Source organism: Chryseobacterium sp. IT-36CA2 (assembly GCF_949767875.1).
GTDB lineage: Bacteria > Bacteroidota > Bacteroidia > Flavobacteriales > Weeksellaceae > Chryseobacterium.
In genome coordinates this window covers 279508-292727 of the sequence record NZ_CATKPG010000022.1, presented here as the reverse complement: position 1 = coordinate 292727, position 13220 = coordinate 279508, and the positions used below count along the sequence as shown (strand labels likewise).

Here is a 13220-nt window from a genome sequence, read left to right as displayed (position 1 = left end):
TAATAGTGTTCTCTTGATTATGATTATTTAATTTTTTTTGAATAATGATTTATTTCTTAAGGATATAAGTGTTTTCTTTTTTCTGTACTTCCAGCCCCAGGATGAAAGCCAGTGATTCAATATTTTCACTCACTGTTCCTCCGGTAAAATCTGCCGTAATCTTTTTATCTTCAGCTTCTTTAGGATACAGTACTTTTGTGTTGTAACTGCTTTCCAGAACTGCAACCACTTCTTTTAATGGAACATCATTAAAGCTTAAAGACAATATTGCAGGAACTTTGTTGGGTGAATTTTTTGCTGGTTTCAATGAAACAATTGCTGTAGTATGAGCAATCCCGAAATTGGTCCACTTTTGATTTGGTGTCAGGAAAGAAACCGGAACGCCCGGAGATGATACTGCAACCTTTCCTTCATAAAGATCAACTGCTTTTTTTCTCCCTGATTGTGAGATTTTAAATACCGTTCCCAATACTTTGGTACTGAAACCATCTGCACGAACGATAAAAGGATGTATTTTTGATTTTGCCACAGAGAAAATTGCATCTCCTTTTAAATTCACCACCCTAGTGGACGCCGGAAAAGATTTTTCTACGGTCAGTTCAGCACCCGGCAAAAGGGTAACCACAGATCCGTCTTCAAGATAAACAGTTCTGTTTTCCGATTTTGCAAGATAAACATCTGGCTTAATGAATATCGTGTAAGTAAAAATGCTTCCGAGCGACAACAACAGAATAATAACTGCTGCAATTTTATAAAAATGGGCTTTAAAACTTTTTGCAGATTGTATATTTCTTTGAGGAAAGTAATGTTCCAGTCCTGATAATATCCTTTCTTTGGATTCTTTAAGATGAGCAATATCAAGATCTTTTTCTGCAAGGATCTTCCATTGTTTTAAAAGCTCATTTTCCTTTTCAGAAATCTTATCTTCCGAAACTTCCCGTTCCCAAAGTCTGAAAACAAAGGTTTCAATATTTTTATAGGTTAAGCGTTTTTTCATAGAGTCTTTCATCGTATTCACAGATACTTCTATCTATAAGACTTTGAAAATGAAAAACTTCCCCAGGGAATTCTTAATATTATATTCACATTAAGACCAAATTGTTAATAATTTTCGTTATTTTTTACATTTACTAAACACTAACATCCTATTTCACCCTACTTTTTCAGAAATATTTAATCTTACCATACCCAAAGTTCACAAAAAGTTAATTTTCCTTTAGGTAATTTTGTGACAACAATATGAGCGCAACCGACTATACATTATTAAAGAAAATAAAATCAGGCGACCGTCCTGCATTTATGCTGCTGTATGACCGATACTGGGATAGTCTATATCGCTTTGTTTATGTGCGGACAAGGGATAAAGAAGTCTCTGAGGAAATTCTTCAGAACCTATGGATGAAGATTCTTGAGAACACAGACCTTATACAAACCGATGATGCAGAAAGTGCCAAAGGCTACCTTCTCCGCCATCTTCATTACCGGATCATTGATTTTTATAACAGCTACAAAAAAGCACCTCCTACGCTGAGCATTGATGAGTTTGATATTCCGAATGAAATTGAAATCGCAGACTCAGAATATTTCGAAATCCTTGAAGAGAATGAGATCAGTACTTTATTATCCATGATTGATGAGGTAGTTTCCCAGCTTCCTTCAACAGAACAACAGGTGTATGATATGAGAATCCGGAAAAATATGTCTGTGAATGAAACCGCAGAAGCATTGGGTATCAGCAACAAAACAGTAAGTAATAAATTGAGCAAGGCTTTAGGAGAAATCCGTGAACAATTGAATCCTGAGTATCAGTCTTCTAAAAAACTGGTCTCTATTTTATTGTTGATGGAGGTGTTGACAAGGTATTGATTTTGGGGTGCGAGATTGTGCTAATAGTCAATTTGCTGCGCAGGCAATCGTAAATAATTAATTGCTGAACCCCGAACTTATAAAAAAATCACAGTAAAGCGGATACATTACTCACTAAATAGGGGCGGAAAATCTGTATTAAAGTCTAAGATTTTAAAATCTGCAAGATTTGAATGTATGCTTTCATCATTATTGGTGAAAATTATGGTTTGCATTCCGGCTGCTTTTGCTGCTTTTAATCCTGAATGGCTGTCTTCAATTGCAATACAGTGCTCAGGAGAAACACCCAGGTTTTTTGCAGAAGTAAGGTACACTGCCGGATGAGGTTTTCCCTGAGTTTCAAACTCCGATGAATGAACAGTATCAAACAATTCCCGAACCTGAAGCTTTTCAAGAACCACATGTGCCACACGCAAAGGAGCATTGGTTGCCAGCCCTATTTTGTATTCTTTATTTTTAAGATTTTGAATAAATTCCTGTATACCAGACATTGTACAATCTTGATTCTGTATCATTTCGATCACTCTTGTAACTACTTTATTTTCCAGATCAGAGGCATCAAAATTTTCCCACGGAAATCTTTCATACCAGAATTCTGTGACTTCCTGAGTGGTCATATATTTGGTTTGTGCAGCCAGTTCATCTGTAACCTGTACTCCATAAGATGAAAATACATCCAATTCTGCCTGCGTCCAGAATTTTTCTGAATCTATCAGAACACCGTCCATGTCAAATATTACTGCTTTTAAAACCATTTTCTGAATGATAAATTATAAATGATGAATAATGAATTATTGGCTGATTTTATATACACAGCGCTGTCCTCCGGAAATGATATGGTCTATCCTTTCTACTTTGTAATCCTTCCCTATCAACGACTGGAAATTGGATAATTCGGCACGGCAAAAACCCTGGCATTCGGTTGCAGCAGCACATATTGGGCAATGATTTTCAATCAAAAAATAATCTGTACCTTCTTTTTTCCATTCTGCCATATAGCCTTCATCACTACGCACTTTTGCAAGGGATTCAAGGCGCTGCTCAAGAGATTTTGTCTTGGAAAGTATCTTTTCATAGCGGTCATGGGTGTTTTTTTCACGATCACTGATCAATAAATTCAAAGCATTTTCACCTAAAAGACTTTTCACAGATTTCAAAATCTGAACCGTCACATCCGCATGCGTATCCGGAAATTGAGCCAATCCTTTTTCTGTAAGGGTATAGTAAGTAGATGGCCTGCCAACTCCTTCGCTCTTCATTGAAGACCGGATTAATCCCTCCTGAGCAAGATTCAGTAAATGCTTTCTCGCTCCTTCTTTGGTAATCGACAATTCTTCAGCAATAAGAAGGGATGTAACTTCACCTCTCATCTTTAAAAACATCAGAATACGATCTGCAGCAGGCTTCTTCATTTGACAATATTTAGGTTGTTTTATTTTCCAACAACAAATATAGTCATTTTCTATAATCTTATAAAATAAAGCTTAATACAAACATTTACAATACATTATTCATTTAAAGTAGACAACCTATAAAACAACCTAAAAGTTGTTTTATTAAAATATATTTTTACCTTTGTCATACATTAATCAAAAAAAATAAAGACGATGAACCCATTTACATTACCACAATTACCTTATGCTTATGATGCTTTGGCACCTTTTATAGATAAAGAAACAATGACTATTCACCACCAAAAGCATCACCAGGCTTATGTAGATAATCTGAATGCAGCTTTGGCACAAACCGATGAAGTCAATCCAGATTTGGATTCCTTACTGCAAAGAATAAGTGAATACAGCCCTGCTGTAAGAAATAATGGCGGTGGTCACTATAACCACTCTTTATTCTGGGAAATTCTTTCCTCTCAGCCTAAACTCACCCCTGAAGGGATGCTTTATGATGATATCACAGCCACTTTCGGAAGCCTTGACAATCTTAAAGCAGAAATGAAAAAAACAGGTTTATCTCAGTTCGGTTCCGGATGGGTATGGCTTTTTGTGAAATTCAACGGATCATTGGCAATCAGTTCTACTCCTAATCAGGATAATCCGATGATGGATATTCTTTCTACGAACCGAGGCTTTCCGATTTTGGGAATAGATGTGTGGGAACATGCTTACTATCTGAATTATCAGAATAAACGTGCAGATTATCTGGATGCTTTCTGGTCTGTACTGGATTGGTCTGCTGTTGAAAGAAAATATGAAGAAGCTTTGTCAAAAGTAAGATAATTAATACTGAATGTAAACAAACTATGACTGAGGAAAATTTTATCAATAAAGCAAAGGCTTCAGGCATTATTGCCCTTGACCTTTCAGACTACAAACCGACTACGGAAATTGTAGAGCTGGATATCAAAGATCATCTTTTTATGGGAATGATTGTGAAGGAGAAAGAGTTTAAAGAATCAATTGCTGCGGTAGATTTTTCTATATACAACGAAAAAGCTGTAGGAATCATCTGTTCTACGGACGCCATCATCCCGCCCTGGGCCTACATGCTGATTATGGAAAAACTGTCTCCTTATGCTTCCTATGCTGATTTAAACAATGCAGAAACTATTCTGCTCGATCTCTGGAAACGCCGTCTCATCTACGCTGATCTGAAACACTACAGAAATCAGAAAGTAGTTGTTCGTGCAAGTACGAATCATGACCCTGCATTGTACTTATTAGCAGCAGGATTATTGAAGCCTCTGGTGAAAACACTGATGTACGGTGAGATAGGATTACCCAAAGTAATTTTTAAACAATAAAAAATGAAAGCTATTATATTCAACGGGTCGCTGGAAAGAAGAACTTTATCAACTTCCGGACTGATTTCGGACTATTTTTCAGAACGCCTGAAAAGGCTGGGAATTCAGACTGATATTTTTACGCTTGCTGATTCCGGTATCCCTTTATTCGATGTTACCCTGAATAAAACTCCTTTGGCTGTAGAACGTATGACTCAGATGTTCACTGACGCAGATCTTCATATCTGGCTGGCTCCCCTTTACCACGGAAGTATTCCGGGAGTGATGAAAAACTGCCTGGACTGGCTTGAAGTGACCGCCAACAGGAAAGAACCTTATCTTACCGATAAAACAGTCGGCTTGGTTTGCTGGGCTGATGGTCTGCAGGCGATGCAGGGAATTAATGCCATGGATTCTATTGCCAAATCATTACGTGCGTGGCCATTGCCATTCAGTGTACCTGTTCTCAGATCGGCATTATTCGCAGGTGACAATTCAACTGAAATTTCCGATTTCTATTCCGGTAAGTTTAATCAACTCATCAGCATTGCAACTTCTAAAAAAGTAGCCCTTATTGACTAAGAATTATGGAGAACGAGATTACGATTACTGTTATTGATCAAAGCGGTATTATACATACTTTATTATGTCCTTTAGAAATGGGTCTTACCCTTAAAGACATCTGCAAGGCTTACGAATTACCTATGGAAGCGATGTGCGGTGGTATGGCCATGTGTGCTACCTGTCACTGCTTTATTCTGAGTGAAACAGTTCCTCTGCCTGAAAAAAATGACATTGAAGAAGCTTTGTTATCAGAATTATTTACCTCCAAGACAACCAGCAGATTAGCCTGCCAGATTTACCTTACAGCCCAGATGGATGGGCTGTCGGTAGAAATAGCTGCAGATTAATGATTAAAAAATAAAAATTAGCACACTTTATGCTGCTTATTTTTAAAGAACAGTGTTGAACTGCTGTAATTAAGTTTAGCGGGGATTTCCTAGCCGTCCGACGTTGAAGAAATCCCTTTTTTAAACCCTTAAAATTCAAACAATATGGCGATAAAAATAACAGATGCCTGTATCAACTGTGGAGCCTGCGAACCTGAATGCCCCAACTCAGCCATTTACGAAGGTGCCATCGACTGGCGCTGGAAAGACAAGACCAAACTTTCGGGACATATTATATTTCCTGACGGCAGTGAAGGTGATGCCGATGCTTATCATGAAGCTGTCTCGGATGAAGTTTATTATATCGTGGCCGGAAAATGTACGGAATGTAAAGGTTTTCATGACGAACCTCAATGTAAAGCTGTGTGCCCTGTAGATTGCTGTGTGGATGATCCTGATCACTGGGAAACGGAAGAAGTACTATTGGATCGGCAGAAATTTATGCACAGTGCTTAAACGGTTCGTTTTTGCAGAAGAAAACAAAGAATTTTAAAAAATTTCTATCTTTTATATTTAATTTCAATAGAGGCGGGTTTTAACCCGCCTTTTTATATTTCTTTTCATTTGGCTTTAGCCTAAACTTATTTTGTTTTTAATCTCAGTGTAGATTTTTTGAGTAAAAGGTGTTTCTACACCTACTTCAGAACCATATTTTAGTACAGCACCTGCAAACAGTTCCAGTTCATTATCCTTCTTTCCAGAATTGATATCAAGCTGCAAAGAAGTAGGAGTTTCAAAAGGAAATGTAGAGGCTTTTTCAAAAGTTGCACTAATAATATTTTCCTGAAGTTCAATTTCTTTTTTGGCTGCGATGAGCTTTATTTCATTCATAATTCCAGCCGCCTCGCCCTTCTGCTTTTTATCATTACATACGGCTCCCATAGACGAATTATGCTTGGCTGTTACCAATCCGAAACTTGCAATAAATATAAATTTCGTCCAGATAGCATTCAATGAATTATCTTTAAATTCAAACTCTATTTTACTTTCGCTCAATAAATCTGTAACCCATTCCACCGGAGTCGCAAAATGCTCTGGATCTCTTCCTACAATGACTTTTCCAGGATTTCCTTTGTGTTCTACAATTCCTTTCTCTTTAATATGAGAAGCCACATACACACAGGTTGGAAGAACAGTATGATCCGGAATTATAGTACGTATTCTGTCGTAAATATCTGCTCCGTTCATCATCGGAAGCAATATGGTATCTTTGTTAAGGATCGGCAATAGCTGCTTGCACACATTTTCAAGATCGTATTCTTTGACACCAATCAAAACCAAATCAGGATTTTCGATTTCATTGATATTCTGCACCATAGCATTAGGATGAGTTTGTGAATTGGAATGCTCGGGAGATAGTAAGGTCAATCCGTTTTGTTTCACTTTCTCATAAGTTTCTCCGCGGGCAACAAAAGAAACAGTATATTTTCCGGTAGTTTCATTGATCTGATTTATTTTAAAACCAAAATAATCGCCTACACCTCCCAGTCCTACTACAACAATATGTTTTTTGTTCATGAAATTATTTTTAAGCAAAGATCAGTGATCATGTCTGAACTATCACTTGACAAATGAAAAGAAATTACAGTTTATGAATATCCCTTCTGATCCTGCTTAGAGAGCTGTCTTTAATCCCAAGGTAAGAAGCAATCACCTTCAAAGGAACATGCTGGAAAATATCGGGATCTTTCTTCATCAGATTAAAATATCTTGTGGAAGCCTTCTGACTGGCCATTTCGATCAGTCTGTCATGAATATTATAATAATTAAGAACAAAAAGAAGCCTGCTAAACTCTCTGAATTCGGGAATATTATGGAAATTATGCTGTACATTTTCCAATCCTGTTTCCCAGAAAACACATTCCGTTACGGTTTGATATATCTCTTTAGTGGGCTGTTGTCTGAAAAATGACAGAAAATCATTCACAAAACACGGAGCTCTATAAATATTGGTAGTAATCTCCTCATTATCTTCATTCAATATATACGACCGCACATACCCTTTTTCCAAAAAATAGGTTTTGGTACTAATGGCATTTTTATCCAGCAAAACAGTATTCGCTTTTAACTCAAAATGGCTGAATTTCTCAGTAATTTTTTCCACCACCTCAGCTTTAATACTGAATAGAGAATGAAAGTAGGTATTAAGTAATGATTTGTCCATTAGGTATTGTCCTAAATCTATTTTAAGCTCCTAAAAATAGCAATAATTTGTGGAAATTTGATTAATTGGAAATTGTAAAACCAACCCGTCAAATTTTTTTGAATTTTCGTCACCCCTCCGAAGGATGGGAATTTTTTTACACTATCAGATATAAATGATAATGAGTTTCTGGACTTGGTGGTTTATAACAAATTTTGTAATTTTCTTCATCAAAAGCGGTTTGCAAAGACAACACTTATGGACAATGATTTCACTTATAATTTCATCGAACCAGATAAAGAGATCGCGGATTTTGTTGAAAATCTGGGAACTTTTCAAAATCTTTCGGATGAGGCTAAAGAAGTGGTGATCATTCCTGATGGAAGAATTGATTTATTTTTCTCACAATCTCCTTCAGAACCTTTTCATATTACTCTTCTGGGACTGGAAACCTATCCAGAACAGAGATACATTGCTCCTCATACAACTGCTTTTATCGTCAGCTTTAAACCCCTTGCAGTAGAATATATTTTGGAGACTTCTATTGCTGATTTGTTGAATATTGGAAAAGAACTTTCCCCTGATTTCTGGAATTTTAAAGCTGAAGACTTAAGGGATTTCAACCATTGCTGTACTAAAGCCATTCACAAAATAAAAGAACTGCTTCCTCAAAAAACAGATGAAAGAAAACTCCGGCTTTTCGAATTGGTATATGCTTCAAAAGGCGAAATGAGCGTGCAGGAACTTTCTGAAAAAACAGGCTGGAGCAGCAGGCAGATCAATCGTTATTTTACCAAGCAGCTTGGGTTATCATTAAAGGCCTACTCTACTATTTTGCGCTTCAGGGCATCATTGGAACATATTGCCCAAGGAAGACTTTTCCCGGAACTGAATTATACCGATCAAAATCACTTCATCAAAGAAGTGAAGAAATTTTCAGGGGTTGCCCCTAAAGAATTATCCAAAAATAAAAACGACCGATTTGTACTATTATCCGTATTGAAAGGAAAATAACTTTGCATTGTAAAATTTAAATCAACAATGCTGATAAACAATAAATCAATAGCAATCGTTGGTGGTGGTCCTGCAGGACTTACACTGGCAAGACTTTTACAACTGAAAGGTGCAAACGTAAAAGTATATGAAAGAGACTTCAACAAAAATGCCCGCGTACAGGGCTCTCCCCTTGACGTGCACGAAGATTCCGGGTTGGCAGCTATTCGTAAAGCTGAATTATTGGAAGAGTTTAAAAAGACTTTTCGTCCCGGAGCAGACCGAACACTGATCATGAATGAAAAGGCAGAAATATTTTTTAATGATCATGAAACGAAACCTGAAGAGGATTTTGGACATGAACATTTCCGTCCTGAAATAGACCGTGGTCCGTTAAGAAATATGCTGCTGGAATCGCTACATCCTGAAACTGTAGTCTGGGACAGTCATTTTCTCTCGATGGAACGTCAGAGTGAAGGCTGGCTGATGCATTTCAAAAACGGAAATTCAGCGTATGCAGATCTTGTCATTGCAGGAGATGGAGCCAACTCTAAAATCCGACCTTATCTCACTGATATCAAATCCATTTATTCCGGAATCATCATGCTGGAAGGAAATATTTCAAAAGAGAATGCACCTCAAATTGACACCATCATTAAAGGTGGAAAAATAATGGCATTTGGAAATACGCAAAATATTTTGCTTGGTCAGAAAGGGAATGGAGATTTAGGATTTTATGCAAGTTTTAAAGCTGAAGAAAACTGGCCTGTTACCTGCGGTCTTGACTTTTCTGATAATGTTCAGATGTTACAATGGTTTCAAACCAAATATTCAGAGTGGAATGCTATCTGGGAGGAACTTTTTAAAAATGCCAAAACACCTTTTATTCCCCGCCTGATTTACTATATGCCTTTGGATCAGAGCTGGGAAGCTCAGTCTAATTTAACATTGATAGGTGATGCAGCCCATGTAATGCCCCCATTCGCTGGAGAAGGAGCTAATATGGCTATGCTGGATGCCTTGGAACTGAGTGAATATTTAACAGATAGCAGCTACAGCACCTTACAGGAAGCCATTTCCGGTTATGAACAAAACATGCGTAAAAGAGCCGCTATTGCCACACAGGAGTCTCTTGAAAATGGGGAACGGATGCATTCAGAAAACTCATTAGCCACTATGCTGGATTTTTTTAATGGCCATCTGACTTAATTAATCATCATCAAAAGGCTGCCTTCTGGTGAAGACAGCCTTTTTTCCCTCTCGAAAATAATTCTTTTTCTCTCCGCATTTAGATCCTGATACGGAGATTCATTAGTGATTTATTTTTTTATTAATTTGGTGTTGTAAGTGTTTTTCTCATCTTTTATGGTAATCACGTACATTCCTTTTACCAAAGAAGCTACGTTGATTCTTCCTTCAATCTTACCTTCCTGAACAAGTCTGCCGTCTGCACTGTAGATTTTGTAATCTGCCTTACCTTTCAGGTTCTTCACTTCTACAAATGTGTCTGCAGGGTTAGGATAAATGGATAGTTCTGATGTTTTTGTGTCTACCGCTTCTCTTACGGCAAGCGTACCTGCTGTAATTTTCACAGGAAGATCTAAAATACCTCCTGCCTGGCTTGCCAGCTCGCCACATGTATTAGTGAGAGCAGCCGTTGAAAACTTACCAATAATTCTCATTCTTAGTAATTTATCTCCAGCATATGATGTTGCCGGAACGGTAAAGGTGTGATCTCCAAAATTCACAAGTCCTTTCGGTGCTGTCCCTGATATACTGCTCACTCTCTCTGTAGCTTCAAACACTCCATTTCTGTTATAGTCAATCCAGACAGATACATTTTCATTTGCCGCAGCAAATACGTTAATAACAGCAGGCTTTAGTGTATAAGAATTGCCCTGGACAAGATTAATTATTTTAGAAGAATCTTCACTTAAATCGATATAAGATCTTGCAACACCATTGAAATAATCCACATTCGCAACTTTAGCCGCTACAATCCCTGCATAATAAGGTGAACCTGAATTCAGTATACAATAATCAACACCGGTTTTTAATCCTTTTGTTTTGAAAGTATAATTATTAGAGAAAGTCCCAGGAACAGAATTTACTACAGCTGCTACCTGTACTTCATAATTTGTTTCATCTTCTAAATTATTCAGAACTGCAGAATTTGCCTGGCTCACTACGTTAGACCAATTTACCGTTCCTGCTTTCCTGTAATTAACTGAGTAGGTAGCTCCGGGAACACTGTTCCATGATACTCTTGCTGTTGTTTTGAAAACTTCGGTATCTATTGTAGCAATACCTGTAGGCGCTGAAGTAGACGATGTAGGAGCAGCACCTACATTAATAGCTGGTGATACTGCATAAAATACATTTCCAACCGCAGATACTCTCAGTTTTATTGCTCCACTTAGATTCGCAGGCAATTGTGCGCTGTAACTTCCTGAATTAGGAGTTGCCGCTACAAGATCCGTCCATGTAGTTCCGTTATTCGTGGTGTAGTCAATTTTTACACTTGCCACATTGTAAGGAGCTGCATTGGTATTAGCTACATCCCAATAAATAGTGTTTGCTGCATTATTATACAATACTGATGATGCAGTAAGCCCATTGAATTTGAAAGGTCCATCATTTCCTACAGTAACAGTGGTTGTAGAAGTGGAAACCATTGGACGCTGCGGATTTTGATCTCTTACCGTTACAGCATAGTTCAATACACGAGGAATGTAAGATACGGTTTCCCAATCCTGTTTATTGGTTAACGCACCATTAACCACCGTTTCCAATTTAGGAAAATATCTTCTTCCGTTTGGTGATCCGGGTAATGATCTTGCTAAAGCTCCTTTTGGATTATATCCCCACCCGCTGTCTCCTGAAATGGTAGAAAACTCATCTGTACTGTCATTCTGTTCCCAGGTATAGTTTACAGGATCACTTTCTGCATCGGCAGCTGAAGCATCAAGATAATATGCTGTACCTTTAGGAATATTGTAAGCTACCAAAGCATTAATAGCTGGTGCTGTGTTATTATTGATTTCCAAAGATGTTCCGCAGTTAGCCTTATTTTCCAAGTTGGTCAATACCTGATCAATTGATTTGTAATGAAAATAGCCGTCTGCATTAGCCTGTACATTATCATAGGTAATCCCCGCATACCCCATGATGGTAGTTCCTCCTCCAGGTTCTACATTGGCCCCTTTGTTGGCATCTGTAACGGAAGTATTTGAAAATGTATGATTAGCACCTAGCTGATGTCCCATTTCATGAGCAGCAGTAAAGTCAAACACTTCGCCTACAGGTACAGGACCTTGTGTAAATGCGGATCCTTTTTGTTTATCTGTGTTATTAGCAGGATCTGTACAGACAATTCCAATTCCGCCTGCGTTTCCGCTTCTTTCTGCATTTTGATTAAAAACATGCCCTATATCATAATTGGCATTTCCTACAACTGTCGTAAGGGTTTGCTGTAATTGCGTATTTAAATCGTTTGAATAGGGATCAGCAGCTGCATCAAGATAGATAAGAGCCGGAAAGTTCTGAACTGTTAAGTGAGCACCAAAATCACGTTCAAAGACGCCATTGATACGAGTCATTGTATTATTCATCGCAGCTAAAATCACTCCTTTTTTTACATCATCTGTTGCATTAGCCGGTGTTCCTGCCGCCGTCAGCTGATATTGGCTGTATTCTCCGGTAACAGACAATGCCATTCTGAAGTTTCTGTATTTTGTGTTAGTAGGCCTGCTGGTAATTCCTACTCCTGAGAGCATATTTTTACCATTTTCCACCAATTTATTAATATCATTTAGATGACGTTCTCCTGTGTCACATTTAAAACCGTGTTCTCCAGCTTCTTTGGTCTTATAAAAAACTCCATAAGTTTGTTTATCAGCACTTATGGGCTCTATAAACTGAAATACGCCATCTTTGATAATCATGGATTGCATATCATTCGGTGATGTACTGAATCTTAAATATTTAGATGGATCATCTACACCCACTCCTACATATGATCCTAACTGATATCTTTCTACCAGCGATTTATCCATTACAGGATTGCTGTAAACGGAAAACTTCTCTATCTTTCCTTCTGCTGTAGGTAAAGAAATAATAACAGGTCTGGCATTCTTACCTGTCTCTTCAGCATTTCTAAGCATTTCTCTCAGAGACTTCAGATCCAATCTGTAAGACTGCTGTACTTCCACACCTTTTCTTATCTGCGAAGATTTCTGGGAAACAGATTCCCATTTCTGAGCATTGAAAACGGTAAAACAAGACGCTAATGCGCAAACTAATAAAATTCTTTTTTTCATAAATAAAATTAAAGTTATTGGGAAGTATGTTTTAATAATATACAAGAGTTGTTTTCATTCTCTGATAACTATTATCATAATCTTAATAAAATGAAACTTATCGTATAATATTCACAACAAAACTCTCTACAAAACTTATATATTTTGAATAAAAAACAAAAAAACGCCCTACTACACAGATACAACAATAATATAACAAACTCATTATCAAT

The 13220-nt window shown here is 37.5% G+C and carries 14 protein-coding genes; 8 read left to right on the top strand and 6 right to left on the bottom strand.

Annotated elements, in window-relative coordinates:
- Nucleotides 1-49: 49 nt before the first annotated feature.
- Nucleotides 50-997 carry a FecR family protein gene (locus ACM6F9_RS16150; RefSeq protein ID WP_414846655.1) on the bottom strand — a complete coding sequence of 316 codons (948 nt, stop codon included), beginning with the start codon at nucleotides 995-997 and terminating at the stop codon, nucleotides 50-52.
- A gap of 242 nt (nucleotides 998-1239) precedes the next feature.
- Here ACM6F9_RS16150 and ACM6F9_RS16145 point away from each other — a divergent pair, with 242 nt between their 5' ends.
- Nucleotides 1240-1866 carry an RNA polymerase sigma factor gene (locus tag ACM6F9_RS16145; RefSeq protein WP_414846654.1) on the top strand — a complete coding sequence of 209 codons (627 nt, stop codon included), beginning with the start codon at nucleotides 1240-1242 and terminating at the stop codon, nucleotides 1864-1866.
- 107 nt (nucleotides 1867-1973) lie between these two features.
- Here the strand turns inward: ACM6F9_RS16145 and hxpB are convergent, their stop codons facing one another.
- Both hxpB and ACM6F9_RS16135 read right to left on the bottom strand, forming a co-directional pair.
- Entirely contained in the window at nucleotides 1974-2621 is a 648-nt protein-coding gene (hxpB, locus tag ACM6F9_RS16140) for a hexitol phosphatase HxpB (protein ID WP_414846653.1), read from the bottom strand.
- A gap of 36 nt (nucleotides 2622-2657) precedes the next feature.
- Complete coding sequence (locus ACM6F9_RS16135; protein ID WP_414846652.1) at nucleotides 2658-3278, bottom strand: helix-turn-helix transcriptional regulator; 621 nt, start codon at nucleotides 3276-3278, stop codon at nucleotides 2658-2660.
- A gap of 195 nt (nucleotides 3279-3473) precedes the next feature.
- Between ACM6F9_RS16135 and ACM6F9_RS16130 the strand changes: the two genes are divergently transcribed.
- The 5 genes from ACM6F9_RS16130 (at nucleotide 3474) to ACM6F9_RS16110 (ending at nucleotide 6009) form a co-directional block, all read left to right on the top strand.
- A complete protein-coding gene (locus ACM6F9_RS16130; RefSeq protein ID WP_414846651.1) occupies nucleotides 3474-4100 on the top strand; it encodes a superoxide dismutase in 627 nt (208 codons plus the stop codon).
- A 23-nt stretch (nucleotides 4101-4123) separates the two neighbouring features.
- A complete protein-coding gene (locus ACM6F9_RS16125; protein ID WP_414846650.1) occupies nucleotides 4124-4624 on the top strand; it encodes a DUF2480 family protein in 501 nt (166 codons plus the stop codon).
- 3 nt (nucleotides 4625-4627) lie between these two features.
- A complete protein-coding gene (locus ACM6F9_RS16120; protein WP_414846649.1) occupies nucleotides 4628-5185 on the top strand; it encodes an NADPH-dependent FMN reductase in 558 nt (185 codons plus the stop codon).
- A gap of 5 nt (nucleotides 5186-5190) precedes the next feature.
- Nucleotides 5191-5514, top strand: a complete 324-nt coding sequence (locus tag ACM6F9_RS16115; protein WP_414846648.1) for a 2Fe-2S iron-sulfur cluster-binding protein — start codon at nucleotides 5191-5193, stop codon at nucleotides 5512-5514.
- Between the two features lie 144 nt (nucleotides 5515-5658).
- On the top strand, nucleotides 5659-6009 hold the full coding sequence (locus ACM6F9_RS16110) for a 4Fe-4S dicluster domain-containing protein (RefSeq protein WP_414846647.1): 351 nt from the start codon (nucleotides 5659-5661) through the stop codon (nucleotides 6007-6009).
- A 114-nt stretch (nucleotides 6010-6123) separates the two neighbouring features.
- Here ACM6F9_RS16110 and ACM6F9_RS16105 read toward each other — a convergent pair whose 3' ends face one another.
- A complete protein-coding gene (locus ACM6F9_RS16105) occupies nucleotides 6124-7071 on the bottom strand; it encodes a ketopantoate reductase family protein (protein WP_414846646.1) in 948 nt (315 codons plus the stop codon).
- Nucleotides 7072-7135: 64 nt separating this feature from the next.
- Nucleotides 7136-7717: a Crp/Fnr family transcriptional regulator gene (locus tag ACM6F9_RS16100; protein ID WP_414846645.1), complete on the bottom strand. Its 582-nt coding sequence runs from the start codon at nucleotides 7715-7717 to the stop codon at nucleotides 7136-7138.
- Nucleotides 7718-7954: 237 nt separating this feature from the next.
- On the opposite strand from ACM6F9_RS16100, the gene ACM6F9_RS16095 reads away from it, so the two are divergent.
- Together ACM6F9_RS16095 and ACM6F9_RS16090 are read left to right on the top strand one after the other, a co-directional pair.
- Nucleotides 7955-8710 carry a helix-turn-helix domain-containing protein gene (locus ACM6F9_RS16095; RefSeq protein ID WP_414846644.1) on the top strand — a complete coding sequence of 252 codons (756 nt, stop codon included), beginning with the start codon at nucleotides 7955-7957 and terminating at the stop codon, nucleotides 8708-8710.
- Between the two features lie 27 nt (nucleotides 8711-8737).
- Nucleotides 8738-9898, top strand: a complete 1161-nt coding sequence (locus ACM6F9_RS16090) for an FAD-dependent oxidoreductase (RefSeq protein WP_414846643.1) — start codon at nucleotides 8738-8740, stop codon at nucleotides 9896-9898.
- Between the two features lie 110 nt (nucleotides 9899-10008).
- Here ACM6F9_RS16090 and ACM6F9_RS16085 read toward each other — a convergent pair whose 3' ends face one another.
- Nucleotides 10009-13008 carry a reprolysin-like metallopeptidase gene (locus ACM6F9_RS16085; RefSeq protein ID WP_414846642.1) on the bottom strand — a complete coding sequence of 1000 codons (3000 nt, stop codon included), beginning with the start codon at nucleotides 13006-13008 and terminating at the stop codon, nucleotides 10009-10011.
- Nucleotides 13009-13220 lie beyond the last annotated feature (212 nt).

Coding starts and splice junctions, on each gene's coding strand:
- ACM6F9_RS16150 (WP_414846655.1), bottom strand. CDS start 997: ATGAAAAAACGCTTAACCTATAAAAATATTGAAACCTTTGTTTTCAGA.
- ACM6F9_RS16145 (WP_414846654.1), top strand. CDS start 1,240: ATGAGCGCAACCGACTATACATTATTAAAGAAAATAAAATCAGGCGAC.
- hxpB (WP_414846653.1), bottom strand. CDS start 2,621: ATGGTTTTAAAAGCAGTAATATTTGACATGGACGGTGTTCTGATAGAT.
- ACM6F9_RS16135 (WP_414846652.1), bottom strand. CDS start 3,278: ATGAAGAAGCCTGCTGCAGATCGTATTCTGATGTTTTTAAAGATGAGA.
- ACM6F9_RS16130 (WP_414846651.1), top strand. CDS start 3,474: ATGAACCCATTTACATTACCACAATTACCTTATGCTTATGATGCTTTG.
- ACM6F9_RS16125 (WP_414846650.1), top strand. CDS start 4,124: ATGACTGAGGAAAATTTTATCAATAAAGCAAAGGCTTCAGGCATTATT.
- ACM6F9_RS16120 (WP_414846649.1), top strand. CDS start 4,628: ATGAAAGCTATTATATTCAACGGGTCGCTGGAAAGAAGAACTTTATCA.
- ACM6F9_RS16115 (WP_414846648.1), top strand. CDS start 5,191: ATGGAGAACGAGATTACGATTACTGTTATTGATCAAAGCGGTATTATA.
- ACM6F9_RS16110 (WP_414846647.1), top strand. CDS start 5,659: ATGGCGATAAAAATAACAGATGCCTGTATCAACTGTGGAGCCTGCGAA.
- ACM6F9_RS16105 (WP_414846646.1), bottom strand. CDS start 7,071: ATGAACAAAAAACATATTGTTGTAGTAGGACTGGGAGGTGTAGGCGAT.
- ACM6F9_RS16100 (WP_414846645.1), bottom strand. CDS start 7,717: ATGGACAAATCATTACTTAATACCTACTTTCATTCTCTATTCAGTATT.
- ACM6F9_RS16095 (WP_414846644.1), top strand. CDS start 7,955: ATGGACAATGATTTCACTTATAATTTCATCGAACCAGATAAAGAGATC.
- ACM6F9_RS16090 (WP_414846643.1), top strand. CDS start 8,738: ATGCTGATAAACAATAAATCAATAGCAATCGTTGGTGGTGGTCCTGCA.
- ACM6F9_RS16085 (WP_414846642.1), bottom strand. CDS start 13,008: ATGAAAAAAAGAATTTTATTAGTTTGCGCATTAGCGTCTTGTTTTACC.